Raw genomic sequence first — 12,355 nt, 5'->3', positions numbered from 1 at the left:
GCTAGCCCACGATATCGAAGCTTTGCAGCTTCTTCTTAGAAGCCTTACCGCCCTGGTTCTGCAGACCCAGCAGTTCGGCATAGATGCCGCCGGACACCGCCAGCTCGGCAGGGGCGCCTATCTCCTCGATACGGCCGTCCTTGAGCGTGACAATGGTGTCAACAGTGGCGATAGTCGACAGGCGGTGGGCAATGATCAGAGAGGTACGCCCCACCATCAACTCTTCAAGGCCCTTTTGAACAGCTCGTTCAGCCTTAATATCTAGAGCCGATGTAGCTTCATCGAGAATGAGAATGGGAGCATCTTTGAGGATGGCGCGGGCTACCGCTACGCGTTGCTTCTGACCACCAGAGAGTTTGAGGCCGCGTTCTCCAATCAGTGAGTCATAGCCGTCCGAAAATTTTGAGATGAATTCGTGGGCATTGGCTTTTTTAGCAGCAGCGATAATCTGCTCGCGGCTGGCAGCGGGGTTGGCGTAGGCGATATTCTCTGCGATGGTGCCCGAGAAGAGTGAGGCATCCTGGAAGACCATGCCAATCAGTGAACGCACAGTTTCAAGGTCACTGCCGGCAATATCCATGCCATCGACCGTGATAGAGCCGCTGCGGGCATCGTAGAGGCCTTCAAGAAGAGCCATCAGCGTGGACTTACCGCCACCGGATTCACCCACGAAAGCGATGCGCTCACCGCGTTTGATGGAGAGGTCGATCTTGTGCAGTACGTCCTCTTCACCGTTATAACCGAAAGTGACCTCATTAAAACGCACCAGCTCTTGCCCGGTTTCGGCCTGGATGGTGTGCGGGCGGGTGGGAACGTCAGTGCCAGCGGTAATGGCCAAGGCACGGGCATCGGAGTCCCGTTCCATCACGTCAAAGTAGTCCTTTGAGCCGGTGATGGCGCGCTGGGCACTGTCAACAATCCAGGACAGCGAATTGATGGGGGCTACTGCCATGGCAAGTAACTGAATAAGGAGCACCATGTCACCGATGCTGAAGTTACCCGCCAGAGTTTGCAGGAAAATGAGCAGGTAGAGTCCAAAGAAGATGAGGCTTAGGAAGGCGAGGCGGGCGACATCCATGGAGTGCCAGAAGCGGGACTGCTCACGGGTTAGCCCTACCGTATTGCCAAAGTGGGTGCGGAAAAGGTCTAGTTCGCGGCGCTCGGCACCGAAAGACTTGACCACTCGAATCTGACCGATGACTTCGTTGAAGCGGCCTGAAGCTATATCGATGTTCTGGTTTTTCTTACCCTCCCAGACCTGCCACTTGGCGCTAGTTTTTGAGGTTAGCCACAGGTAGACGGGGAAAATGATGATAAGGAGCAGACCCAGCGGCCAGTAGTAGATAGAGCTAATAACGATAACCGAGACGGTGGTGATAATGAGGGAGATAAAGGTATTGCTCATGGCCTTCACGAAGTTAGTTACTTCGGTGATTGAACGGTTAAGCCTCGAAATGATGGTGCCGGTCAGCTCTGTATCAAAGTACGAGAGCGGCAGTGTTAGTAGCTTCTCAAAGTAGCGAACTGATAGGATGGTTCGCATTTTTTGGCTCATCACATCACCGATGTAGCCACCAATGTTGCTGGTGATCACGTTAAAGAGCTGGGCTACCAGGTAGGCCACTGCGAACCAGGCAATTGCCATACCGGTAGTGGGCTCAGAGCCGTTGAGGTGGTTTACCACCGTATCGGTCGCACCCGAGATAATAAAGGGCGCTAAGAGGGAGCTAACTGAGGTCAGCACAGCACACACCACAATGCCGGTATAAAGGGGCCAAAGTTCTCGGGTGGCACGGATAATTCTAAGTATGCTCTTCATGGCTCTCCCTGTGCGTAGTATCGACGGTAGGTTCTTCGTGGAGTTGAGCTCTGCCCACCAAACACTACCCGTTACCCCGCCGGGCTGACCCTCCCCTCCGGTGCGTTATTCACCACCCTGCATGCCCTACCTGAGTATAACGAGAAACATTAACAAAAAATCCCCGCCGTGCACCCGTGAGGGACACTGGCGGGGAGCCTTAACGGTAGAGGCTAGCGAGCGCTCTTCTTGGTGATCATACCGTAGATCCACAGGACAATCAGGGCGCCGATAACAGCGGTGAAGATTGAACCGAGGGTTACGCCACCGACACCAGCGGTGAGGAAGGGCAGGAAGTTACCCAGCCAGCCACCGAGCATAGCGCCTACGATACCCAGAACCATAGTGACGATGATGCCGCCACCCTGCTTGCCGGGCATAATGAGCTTAGCGAGCGCACCTGCAATGAGGCCAAGAATAATCCAACCGAGGATACCCATGAGTGTATGTCCTTTCATCTGTGCTGATAATTATCAGCTGTACGTTATTAAGCCTACACGAAACACTAAGCAATCTGTTAGTTTCTTGCTTATACTTTGGTCACAGTTGGGTTAACACTGGTGGGCGCCCCGTTCGGGGCGCCCACCAATGATAATGCTAGATACAGCTCTTAGTGATCGATTGCGCCTTCTGCACCGACGCCGGTGAGTGAGCGAACTTCCATCTCTGACTGCTTAGCGCTTGACTCTTCCTTGCCACCTAGTGAGCCCAGGAAGCCCAGCAGGAAGGCGGCGGGGATAGAGACGATGCCGGGGTTAGCCAGCGGGAACCAGGCAAAATCTACTCCCTTGATCATGGAGGTTTCTGCACCGGACATCACCGGCGAGAAAAGAATCAAGAGAACCGAGATGCTCAGACCACCGTACATTGACCAGAGCGCACCGCGTGTCTTGAAGCCCTTCCAGAAGAGGGAGTAGACGATGGTAGGCAGGTTAGCCGATGCTGCAACGGCGAAGGCAAGGGCAACCAGGAAGGCAACATTCTGACCCTGGGCACCAAGACCACCGAGGATGGACAGTGAGCCGATGACTACCACGGTTGCCTTTGCGATGCGGGTTTCCTTGAGGGGATCAGACTTACCCTTGCAGATGACATTGGTGTAGATATCGTGGGCGAAAGAAGCTGATGCTGTAATTGCGAGACCGGCAACTACTGCCAGGATGGTTGCGAAAGCAACACCTGCAATGACGCCCATCAGCAGAGAACCACCGAGTTCGTAGGCCAGCAGGGGTGCCGCTGAGTTGACGCCACCGGGTGCTGACTGGATGGCTTCCGCACCAACCATTGCTGCAGCGCCGAAGCCCAAGATTAAGGTAAAGAGGTAGAAGCAACCAATGAGGACGATAGCCCACACCACAGACTTACGTGCTTCTTTAGCGGTGGGCACGGTGTAGAAGCGCATCAAAACGTGCGGCAGGCCAGCGGCGCCGAAGACCATCGCCATAGCGAGGGAAACGAAGTCCAGCTTGGCGATTTCGTTAACACCGTATTTGAGGCCGGGCTCTAGAATTCTAGGATCACCGGAGGTTTCAACAGCTGCGCCCAAGAGGTTTGAGAGGTTGAAACCGTTGAGAGCTAGAATCCAGACCGACATCACGGCAACACCGAAAAGCAGCAGGCAAGCCTTGATGATTTGCACCCAGGTAGTACCCTTCATGCCACCGATCATGACGTATACAATCATGAGCAGACCAACACCGACAATAATCAACGACTGGCCGAGTTGGGAGCTAATACCCATGAGCAAGGAGACGAGCGCACCGGCACCCGCCATCTGAGCTAGTAGGTAGAAAAGTGTGACAGCAAGGGTTGAGATACAGGCTGCGATACGCACCGGACGCTGTTGCAGACGGAAGGAAAGAACGTCAGCCATGGTGAACTTACCGGTATTACGCAGGGGCTCAGCTACCAGAAGAAGTGCTACCAGCCAGGCCACGAGGAAGCCGATGGAGTAGAGAAAGCCATCGTAGCCAGTCAAAGCAATTGCACCAACGATACCCAAGAACGAAGCCGCCGAAAGGTAGTCACCGGCGATAGCTAGACCGTTCTGAGTTCCACTGAAGGAGCGCCCGCCGGCATAGTAGTCGGCTGCAGTTTTATTATTCTTCGACGCTCTCAGCACCACCACCATAGTGATGAGCACAAAACCGCCGAAGATGGTCATGTTAATCCAGGGAGTACCCACGGTTTTGGTTGCAGCGTCTGCTGCCTGCAGGGCGCTGGCCTGCACAGTAGTTATGTTCATAGTTGCCTCTTAGTTGGTCTTGCCGTGAGCGTACTGACCGTCTTCAATGTCGGTGCGTAGCTTCAGTGCCAGGGGGTCAAGTTTGCGATTTGCGAAAGATACGTACAGTGCTGTGATACCGAAAGTTGTGACAAATTGCAGCAGCCCCAGAAGAATACCGAGGTTTATGTTTCCTACCACCTGGATGCCCATTAGTCCTGGCGCATAAACGGCCAGGACTACATATGCCAGGTACCAGACAAGAAAGGCAACGGTCATGGGCATAACGAATGAACGGTGGGTTTTGCGTAGCTTAACAAAATCTTCGCCCCGTTGGGCGGCAGCGAAATCTACATGGTCGGCGTCGACCGGTAGTTTGATGGGTTCGGGTGATGTGTGTGACATCAACTACCTCCTAATGTGTAACTGTGAACACACTAGTATGTATCGCACATCACTTGCAAGTACAGATGACACAAAAAGAGCAGATTCCCGTAATAACCCGGTAAACCTGCCCTCACTAGTAAAAATAAGCTCGTAACTTTTATAGCGTGTCTTGTACATATTCGAGACACCGCCTCATAAAAGCATCAACCTGCGTTTCGTCATAGCTGTTCTTGCCCACCGCACTTCTGAAAGCCGCTGAGCGAATTTTTTGCGGTAGCAAAGTTTCACCATGCTCAACCGTGCGCAGGATGAGACGGCAGAGTTCGTCAACATCCTCAGTCAAGTAACCCTTGGTTCGTCGATGGGAGGGTCTACGAAAACGCTCCCCATCGGGACGGTTTAAGCGCCCCCGCAGAAGCGCACGCAGTTCTTCTAGCGAATCTTGCCAGAGTTCCTCGCCATAACGCTCAATGTAGAGCCGACGCTCGATTTCAGCAAAGCGATCCTCAACTTGGTCTAGATAACTATCAACCGTCTGGGGGGTGTAACCCCCTGCTTCCGGCGTGAACACCTTATCTCGGATGGTGCGGGAGGTATGCGCAGACTGCGAGGTGCCATGGTGTGTTAGGAGCTGCTCATAGTCATCGGCGAGTGCACCGAAAAAATCATTGACCTCACGTACACTGTAGCCGCTTTCCTGCGGGCCCACTTTGCTAAAGTTCTCGGCAGTTGATGCCTGCTGCGACATGTTCACTCCTTAAAAGTTCTCTGCATGACCTAGAAGATAGCACCGAGTACAGCAAAAATAACGTAGCCGGTTGCAATCGCGAAAACAATGGAGTCAAGACGATCCATGACTCCCCCATGTCCTGGAAGAAGATTAGACATATCTTTAATGCCAATTTCGCGTTTGACCATGGACTCCCCCAGGTCACCCACCGTTGAGGCAATCACCAGAAAAATGGCCACAATGATGCCGTACCACCAAGGATCACCAATCACCATTGAGCAGATGATGCCAACGATAAGTGACCCAACCATAGAGCCTGCAAAGCCCTCCCAGGTTTTTTTGGGAGATATTTTGGGAGCCATCGGGTGCTTACCCCAGAGCACACCTGCAATATAACCCCAGGTATCGTTGCCAATAGCCATCAGCAAAATCATGAGCACCTTGCCAGCACCTGATTCTTCGCGGTAGAGCAAAAGAGCTAGCGAGATCATGAAAGGTACCCAGGACATCACAAAGATCGAACCCATGATGGACATAATCATGCCATCGCGTTTGCCAACGATGCGCCAACCAATCAGCACCAGGATTGAGGCAACCACCGTGAAAATTAACCATTGCCCACCGCCATAGTAGGAGGCAAAAGGCATGAAGAAGGCCGTAGCGACAGCCGGGATAAGCGGCACACCCATGCCGCGTTTCTGGTTGAGACCGTGGCAAACTTCCCACGTTCCCACAGCAACAGCAGCGGCAGCCAACAGCACAAGGACAGCAGGAAGATAAAACAAACCCACCACCAGCACCGCGCCGAGGGTAACGCCAACGGTGATAGCGGCGGGTAAGTTCCTGCCAGCTTTTGAAGCCTTCTTAGGCTGTTCAGTAGGCTGAGCAGTCATCGTGTTTAGACCTCGGTCAGTTCAGCTTCCTTGACCTTCAGCAGAGCGTCAATCTGATCGGTGTGCTTCTTGGTGAGGGCATCCAGTTCTTTTTCTGCGCGAGTGCCATCATCTTCACCGATTTCACCGTCTTTGACCAGCTTATCGATAGCGGTCTTGGCGTGACGGCGGGTGTTGCGCACAGCAACGCGTCCATCTTCTGCCTTGTGGCTAGCCATCTTGACGTACTCGCGGCGGCGCTCTTCGGTCATTTCAGGCATTACAACGCGCACAACGTTACCGTCGTTAGCGGGGTTGGCACCCAAATCTGAGTCGCGAATTGCCTTCTCAATGGCACCCAGTGCACTCTTGTCGTAGGGGGTGATGAGGATGGTACGGGCTTCGGGGGTCTGGAAGGACGCCAGCTGCTGCAAGGGGGTGGGTGCGCCGTAGTAGTCAGCATTGAGGTTAGCAAAAAGCGAGGGGTTAGCGCGTCCGGTGCGAATGTTAGCGAATTCGTTCTTTAGCGCTTCCACGGACTTATCCATTTTTTCGCCGGCTTCAAGGAGGGTTTCATCAACCATCGGTGTTGTCCTTTTGGTTCTTGCCCACCGTAAGGCAGGCTTTTTATTCAGTCCCTACCAGTCTAGTGCGTCAGACTGGTAGGGGCTAATCTCTAGTAGTTATGCGGTCACCAGTGTACCGATTTTGTCACCCAGGATGGCCCTAGCTACATTGCCCTCACCCTGCATACCGAACACACGCATCGTCACGTTGTTATCCTTGCAGAGGGAGAAAGCGGTCTGGTCCATGACACGGATGTTACGCTTCAGGGCCTCATCGTACGTAAGGTTGTAAAGACGCTCGGCGTTGGGATCCTTGTTGGGGTCAGCAGTATAGATACCATCTACCCCGTTCTTAGCTACTAGAACCTCATCAGCATGAATTTCAAGAGCACGCTGAGCCGAAACGGTATCGGTAGAGAAGTAGGGCAAACCAGCACCAGCACCAAAGATCACAACGCGGTCTTTTTGCATGTGGCGGATGGCGCGGCGCGGAATGTAGCTCTCGGCAACTTGGTGCATGGAGATAGCCGACTGCACACGGGTATCAATACCAGCCTGCTCTAGGAAATCCTGCAAGGCCAGAGAATTCATAACGGTACCCAGCATACCGATATTATCTGCACGCGAACGGTCCATACCCGCTTCTGAAAGCTCGGCGCCACGGAAGAAGTTACCGCCACCCACGACAACAGCGACCTCAACTTTTCCGATGGTTGACGCAATCTGTTCAGCAATGCCTCGTACAACATCGGTTGAGATACCGACCTGTCCGCCACCAAAAACTTCACCAGAAAGCTTGAGGAGGACTCGGCGGCGTCCGGTGTCATCTTTATGAATAGGTGTGGTGGTCATAGGCCCTCCTGGCAACTCAATGATAGGTGCAACGCCTACCGGCGCTCGCGTCGTCTCTAGCATACGACAAAGGGGAGCCCCTTGTGTAGGACTCCCCTTTGTACTCACCTTTTCTGTGCAGTATCACAGTGCCCCTTTGACAGGGCAAGGTAACTACTCAAAGAGCGAGTTTCTCTATTTATGCACCAACACGGAAACGTTCGAAAGCGGTTGCGGTTGCACCGTTCTCTTCCAGAACTGCGGCAACAGACTTTGATGAGTCCTTTGCGAAGTCCTGGTCAACCAGAGTGTTTTCCTTGTAGAAAGACTTGAGCTTGCCTTCAATGATCTTGGGGATGATCTGCTCGGGCTTGCCTTCGCTGCGTGCGGTTTCTTCTGCAACGCGCTTTTCAGCCTCGATGTCCTCAGCTGAGATGGACTCAGAGGTGAGGTACTTGGGGCTCATTGCAGCAATGTGAACTGCTACATCGTGAGCAACGGTTTCAACGTCGTTACCAGCAACAGCCAGCAGGACACCAACCTGTGCAGGCAGGTCCTTTGAGGTCTTGTGCAGGTAAACAGCGACGTTTTCGCCTTCAACGCGTGCTACGCGGCGAACAACGATCTTTTCGCCCAGCAGTGCGCCAGCTTCGGTGGTGAGCTCCTCAACGGTCTTACCCTCGAAGGATGCTGCATTGAGTTCTTCGATGGTTGAAGCGTTAGCTGCAACTGCTGCCTCGAGAACGTCGTTACCGAACTTGATGAAGGGATCGGACTTAGCAACGAAGTCGGTTTCTGAGTTAACTTCGACCATGAAGCCAACGCCGTTTTCAACGCGTGCGGCTACGAGGCCTTCTGCGGTTGCACGGCCTTCGCGCTTGGTAACGCCCTTGAGGCCCTTAACGCGGATGATTTCCATTGCCTTCTGCTGATCGCCATTAGCCTCGTCGAGGGCCTTCTTGACGTCGAGCATGCCAGCGCCGGTCTTTTCGCGCAGTGCTTTGATGTCTGCTGCGGTGTAGTTCGCCATTGTGAACTCCTTGATGGTTTGTGAACAGATCAAAAATCTATTGGGTGCCACCGTAACCGGTGGCGGTGAGAGGATAAGGCACCCACCAAGGTGGGCGGGTGCCTTATCGTTCTCAAGCTTTACTTAGCTTCTTCTGCCTTAGCTTCTTCAGCCTTAGCGGATTCGTGCTGTTCGAGCAGTTCGCGTTCCCATTCAGCCATGGGCTCTTCGGAAGCATTAGCTGACTTGCCAGCCTTCTTGTTTTCGCGTTCCAGCAGACCCTCAGCAGCTGCATCCGCAATGACGCGGGTGAGCAGGTTGACGGAGCGGATAGCGTCGTCGTTGCCGGGGATGGGGAATGAAACTTCGTCAGGATCGCAGTTGGTGTCCAGGATGGCTACCACGGGGATGCCGAGCTTCTGAGCTTCGTCAATCGCGAGGTGTTCCTTCTTGGTGTCTACAATCCAGATGAGTGAGGGAGCCTTGGTGAGGTTACGGATACCACCGAGGGTCTTCTCCAGTTTCTCGTGCTCGCGGCGGAGCAACAGCAGTTCCTTCTTGGTGAACTGTGAGCCTGCTACGTCATCAAAGTCGATCTGCTCAAGTTCCTTCATACGATCGATTCGCTTGGAAACGGTCTGGAAGTTGGTGAGCATACCACCGAGCCAGCGGTGGTTAACGTAGGGCATGTTCACGCGGGTAGCCTGTTCAGCGATGGCTTCCTGAGCCTGCTTCTTGGTACCAACGAAGAGAACGGTGCCACCGTGTGCAACGGTTGCCTTAACAGCCTCGTAAGCCTGGTCAATGAAGGCCAGTGACTGCTGCAAGTCAATGATGTAAATGCCGTTGCGCTCGGTGAAGATGAAGCGCTTCATTTTGGGGTTCCAGCGGCGGGTCTGGTGACCGAAGTGGACACCTGAATCGAGAAGCTGGCGCATAGTTACGACGGGCATGTCGTCTCCTTTTGAAAAGTGCCGGGCGGGCCCCTGATTCCAGGCTAACCACGCCACGCGCATAGTAGTTATCGGTTTACATGTGGAGCGTATGGGCTTGCACCCGCTCCCCTGGTAGCGCTCAGATCGGCCCGTTAAAGGTTTAGACGGGTAATCTCAGGCCGCGACCGGTTTCCCGGACCGAACGTCCCTTATCAGTGGTAAAACTGCTGTGCACTACGCGATGTCAAACCCGCACCAAGGTGCGGATGGGTCTCTATGTAAAAGGATTCCCTTTGCCTCTTTTCTACCGTTGAAGGCTGAAAGTGTGCACACGAGTGCGCACAAAGGCAAACTGCAAACATCAACTATACCGCATCAAAGCCTGCTCTAACACCGATTTTGGGCGTTTTAAGTCTGGTAAGCAGGTCACTTTTAGCTCTGCCGCTGACTGACACTAATGAGTCTAAAATTCCTTGGTGAATCCGCCCTTAATAGCTACTTAATTCTCTGCACACCGTCTTTAGCAGTCCATGTGAGTTGGGTGCCCCGTAAGAAGTTCAAGTCAATACTGCCATCACCATGAACTGTTTCATCTGCCGTGGGAAAGGTGATGGTAGTTACTGGGCTGCTTGATATACCAAGGGGTTGAGTGGAAAACTCCCTCAGATTGCAGGGCGGGATATCTTCCCATGTCACTTTTTCATTGGTATTGGTTAAAGCGTTCGCCAGGCGCAGGGTAAGAGGTTCATAGCGAAGGAAGATGACACCATGAAGCTTTATATTCGGAAGGTGAAGCATCAATGCCTTTTAGCGGTTTTGCTCGCCGTTTTTCTACTAGTAGCCCCCAGCAGTGATGCGGTAGATGGCAAGACGCCACGGTGGCAAGCCCCGGTGACCGGTCCGCTAAGCGTTGCTAGGGAGTTTGAAAAGCCTGAGCAGAAGTGGTCGCCAGGTCACCGCGGTGTGGACCTCACACTGCAGGAGAATTTTAAGGTGCGCTCCCCTGAAGCTGGGGTCATCACTTTTTCAGGTACCGTGGTGGACCGTAAAGTCATGACCATCGAGCACCCGGACGGGCACAAGTCATCCTTTGAACCGGTGACCGATACTCTTCCGGTAGGTACTGAGGTTCAGGCGGGGCAGATTATCGCTCAGCTTGATCAAGAGGTAGCTCACTGCCAGCCTGCGGCCTGCCTACACTGGGGTGTTCGTCAAGGACCGGACGACTACGTTAACCCCCTGCTCTTTTTGGGGTTAGCTGATCCCAGCGTTCTCCTGCCCATAGGCGATGATTTTGCGGCCTAGGTAGTTTTGGTTCATCGGTCAGCACATGCATTTTGACCAGTATAGAAAAACCGCCCCCATCAGGTTATATCGTTTAACCTAACGGAAGCGGTTTATGCTGTAGGGCCTGCGGGGCTTGAACCCGCGACCAAGGGATTATGAGTCCCCTGCTCTGACCAGCTGAGCTAAGGCCCCCCGCCCACACGCAATCTAGCAATGCAAGCGTTACCAAGAATACCCCACAGGGGCTGCTCTAGAAAAATTTGTTGCCTACATGGCTAACGACGACCAGCTACAAAATCATGGTAAGCCTGGTTCGATACGTAGAGAGATTCAAAGGTTTGCCAGGTCTTCTCGGCTGCGTGCTTCTCAATCATTCGATGAGAGTGTTGGCCCATTTTGGTTCTGTTTTCCTCTGACAGAAGCAACACCGCAGCTAATTTTTCTGCTAAATCCTGGGGGTTGCCCGGCTCGAAGAGGTAACCATTCTGCCCCTCTTCTACAAGGTGGGGTAATGCAAGTGCATTGGCCAAAACCACGGGCTTAGAAGCACTCATCGCTTCAAGCGTGACGAGAGATTGCAACTCAGCGGTACCAGGCTGACAGAAGACGTCAGCGCGCAAGTAGCCGTCCCGTAGCTGCTCGTCGGTAACATACCCCAAGAATCTCACGCGGTGCTCAACACCGCATTCATGCGCCTTAACCTGTAAACTCTCCAGGATTTCACCGCTGCCAGCTACTTCAAGAACCGTGTGGTTCAAAGACTCAGGAAGTAGTGCAAGCGCTTCGATGAGAACATCCACATTTTTTTCGACCGCCAGACGACCAGCAAAGAAGATAAGAAGCTCCCGAGGGTCTTTCTCAACCGTTTCACCGGGAGCAAGCTCGTAGTTCTCACTCTGAATACCGTTAGACACCGGCATGACCAGGCGCTTAAATTTACCTGAAGCGCGCATAGCATCAGCCCCGATTTGAGTGGGGTTAGTGACAACCGCCGCCTGAGAAAGCACTCGGCGCATATCGCTCCATGAAGCTTTCTCCACCAGGTCCTTGCCCCACTGAGGAAAGGGCAAGAAGGGGTTGATGTTCGCTGGCATCACGTGGTTGGTGGCGATAACACGTATCCCGTATTTCTTACCGATTCTGGCGAGCACCCTGCCGATGATGTAGTGACACTGGACATGAATAACATCGGGTTTAATGCGTTGGACGATATGTTCAGCGTCTTTATAAATTTCCCACGGAAAACTCAAACGCATGTAGGAGTGGGTGACCACCTTGTGCGAGCGCACGCGGTGCTCTGTTAGGCCGTCTACGTCAAAGGACGTTGTTGTACCTGCTTCTTGACGGGACGCCATGACGTGAACCGTGTGCCCCCGATCTTTCATGGCTCGTGCTAGACGGTGGGAGAACTGCGCTGCACCATTGATATCGGGAGGGTAGGTATCAGCACCAATAAGAATGGTGAGGGGCTGCGTGGCCATTGATGTGGTCACCTTTAAGGGTTGAAGAGAGGGTGTTTGCTACCATCAAGACACTACCGGATTGATTAATTTTTTGCAGGTTCAGTGCAGATAGCTCGTTCACTCTCACACGATTGTAAACCCCACTATTTCAACAAAAACCCGCCGCCCTTTCTGAGAAAGGGCGGCGGGCGCA

Annotated in this window: 13 protein-coding genes and 1 tRNA gene; 1 reads left to right on the top strand and 13 read right to left on the bottom strand. The window is 53.3% G+C overall.

Going from position 1 to position 12,355, the window contains the following annotated elements:
• Nucleotide 1: 1 nt before the first annotated feature.
• The 11 genes from M3668_RS10445 to M3668_RS10395 form a co-directional block, all read right to left on the bottom strand.
• Nucleotides 2-1,819, bottom strand: a complete 1,818-nt coding sequence (locus tag M3668_RS10445; protein WP_251380782.1) for an ABC transporter ATP-binding protein — start codon at nt 1,817-1,819, stop codon at nt 2-4.
• Nucleotides 1,820-2,031: 212 nt separating this feature from the next.
• Nucleotides 2,032-2,298: a GlsB/YeaQ/YmgE family stress response membrane protein gene (locus M3668_RS10440; RefSeq protein ID WP_251380781.1), complete on the bottom strand. Its 267-nt coding sequence runs from the start codon at nt 2,296-2,298 to the stop codon at nt 2,032-2,034.
• A 170-nt stretch (nt 2,299-2,468) separates the two neighbouring features.
• Nucleotides 2,469-4,103: a monocarboxylic acid transporter gene (locus M3668_RS10435; protein WP_502948971.1), complete on the bottom strand. Its 1,635-nt coding sequence runs from the start codon at nt 4,101-4,103 to the stop codon at nt 2,469-2,471.
• Between the two features lie 9 nt (nt 4,104-4,112).
• The gene (locus M3668_RS10430) at nt 4,113-4,487 is read right to left on the bottom strand and encodes a DUF485 domain-containing protein (RefSeq protein ID WP_251380780.1); all 375 of its coding nucleotides are present in this window, start codon (nt 4,485-4,487) and stop codon (nt 4,113-4,115) included.
• A gap of 139 nt (nt 4,488-4,626) precedes the next feature.
• A complete protein-coding gene (locus M3668_RS10425; RefSeq protein WP_251380779.1) occupies nt 4,627-5,217 on the bottom strand; it encodes a DivIVA domain-containing protein in 591 nt (196 codons plus the stop codon).
• A 29-nt stretch (nt 5,218-5,246) separates the two neighbouring features.
• On the bottom strand, nt 5,247-6,092 hold the full coding sequence (locus tag M3668_RS10420; protein WP_251380778.1) for a phosphatidate cytidylyltransferase: 846 nt from the start codon (nt 6,090-6,092) through the stop codon (nt 5,247-5,249).
• Nucleotides 6,093-6,097: 5 nt separating this feature from the next.
• Nucleotides 6,098-6,655: a ribosome recycling factor gene (gene frr, locus M3668_RS10415; RefSeq protein WP_251380776.1), complete on the bottom strand. Its 558-nt coding sequence runs from the start codon at nt 6,653-6,655 to the stop codon at nt 6,098-6,100.
• Between the two features lie 99 nt (nt 6,656-6,754).
• Nucleotides 6,755-7,489, bottom strand: a complete 735-nt coding sequence (gene pyrH / locus M3668_RS10410; RefSeq protein ID WP_251380775.1) for a UMP kinase — start codon at nt 7,487-7,489, stop codon at nt 6,755-6,757.
• Nucleotides 7,490-7,667: 178 nt separating this feature from the next.
• Nucleotides 7,668-8,498, bottom strand: a complete 831-nt coding sequence (tsf, locus tag M3668_RS10405) for a translation elongation factor Ts (protein WP_251380774.1) — start codon at nt 8,496-8,498, stop codon at nt 7,668-7,670.
• Nucleotides 8,499-8,617: 119 nt separating this feature from the next.
• Entirely contained in the window at nt 8,618-9,430 is an 813-nt protein-coding gene (gene rpsB / locus M3668_RS10400; protein WP_251380773.1) for a 30S ribosomal protein S2, read from the bottom strand.
• Nucleotides 9,431-9,907: 477 nt separating this feature from the next.
• Nucleotides 9,908-10,210, bottom strand: coding sequence for a hypothetical protein (locus M3668_RS10395; RefSeq protein ID WP_251380772.1), 303 nt, complete (start codon nt 10,208-10,210; stop codon nt 9,908-9,910).
• A gap of 93 nt (nt 10,211-10,303) precedes the next feature.
• Here M3668_RS10395 and M3668_RS10390 point away from each other — a divergent pair, with 93 nt between their 5' ends.
• The gene (locus tag M3668_RS10390; RefSeq protein WP_251380771.1) at nt 10,304-10,717 is read left to right on the top strand and encodes a M23 family metallopeptidase; all 414 of its coding nucleotides are present in this window, start codon (nt 10,304-10,306) and stop codon (nt 10,715-10,717) included.
• A 100-nt stretch (nt 10,718-10,817) separates the two neighbouring features.
• Here the strand turns inward: M3668_RS10390 and M3668_RS10385 are convergent.
• Nucleotides 10,818-10,891: transfer RNA gene (locus M3668_RS10385), tRNA-Ile, on the bottom strand.
• An 83-nt stretch (nt 10,892-10,974) separates the two neighbouring features.
• Nucleotides 10,975-12,180 (bottom strand): glycosyltransferase, encoded by a 1,206-nt coding sequence (locus M3668_RS10380; protein WP_251380770.1) that lies wholly within the window; start codon nt 12,178-12,180, stop codon nt 10,975-10,977.
• Nucleotides 12,181-12,355 lie beyond the last annotated feature (175 nt).

Origin of the sequence: Rothia sp. P100 (assembly GCF_023712425.1) — a bacterium.
GTDB classification, from domain to species: domain Bacteria; phylum Actinomycetota; class Actinomycetes; order Actinomycetales; family Micrococcaceae; genus Rothia; species Rothia endophytica.
The sequence above is the reverse complement of the archived record's forward strand: the minus strand, read 5'-3'. Positions and strand labels throughout refer to the sequence as shown.

Coding starts and splice junctions, on each gene's coding strand:
- M3668_RS10445 (WP_251380782.1), bottom strand. CDS start 1,819: ATGAAGAGCATACTTAGAATTATCCGTGCCACCCGAGAACTTTGGCCC.
- M3668_RS10440 (WP_251380781.1), bottom strand. CDS start 2,298: ATGGGTATCCTCGGTTGGATTATTCTTGGCCTCATTGCAGGTGCGCTC.
- M3668_RS10420 (WP_251380778.1), bottom strand. CDS start 6,092: ATGACTGCTCAGCCTACTGAACAGCCTAAGAAGGCTTCAAAAGCTGGC.
- pyrH (WP_251380775.1), bottom strand. CDS start 7,489: ATGACCACCACACCTATTCATAAAGATGACACCGGACGCCGCCGAGTC.
- M3668_RS10425 (WP_251380779.1), bottom strand. CDS start 5,217: ATGTCGCAGCAGGCATCAACTGCCGAGAACTTTAGCAAAGTGGGCCCG.
- tsf (WP_251380774.1), bottom strand. CDS start 8,498: ATGGCGAACTACACCGCAGCAGACATCAAAGCACTGCGCGAAAAGACC.
- M3668_RS10430 (WP_251380780.1), bottom strand. CDS start 4,487: ATGTCACACACATCACCCGAACCCATCAAACTACCGGTCGACGCCGAC.
- M3668_RS10395 (WP_251380772.1), bottom strand. CDS start 10,210: ATGCTTCACCTTCCGAATATAAAGCTTCATGGTGTCATCTTCCTTCGC.
- M3668_RS10435 (WP_502948971.1), bottom strand. CDS start 4,103: ATGAACATAACTACTGTGCAGGCCAGCGCCCTGCAGGCAGCAGACGCT.
- M3668_RS10380 (WP_251380770.1), bottom strand. CDS start 12,180: ATGGCCACGCAGCCCCTCACCATTCTTATTGGTGCTGATACCTACCCT.
- rpsB (WP_251380773.1), bottom strand. CDS start 9,430: ATGCCCGTCGTAACTATGCGCCAGCTTCTCGATTCAGGTGTCCACTTC.
- frr (WP_251380776.1), bottom strand. CDS start 6,655: ATGGTTGATGAAACCCTCCTTGAAGCCGGCGAAAAAATGGATAAGTCC.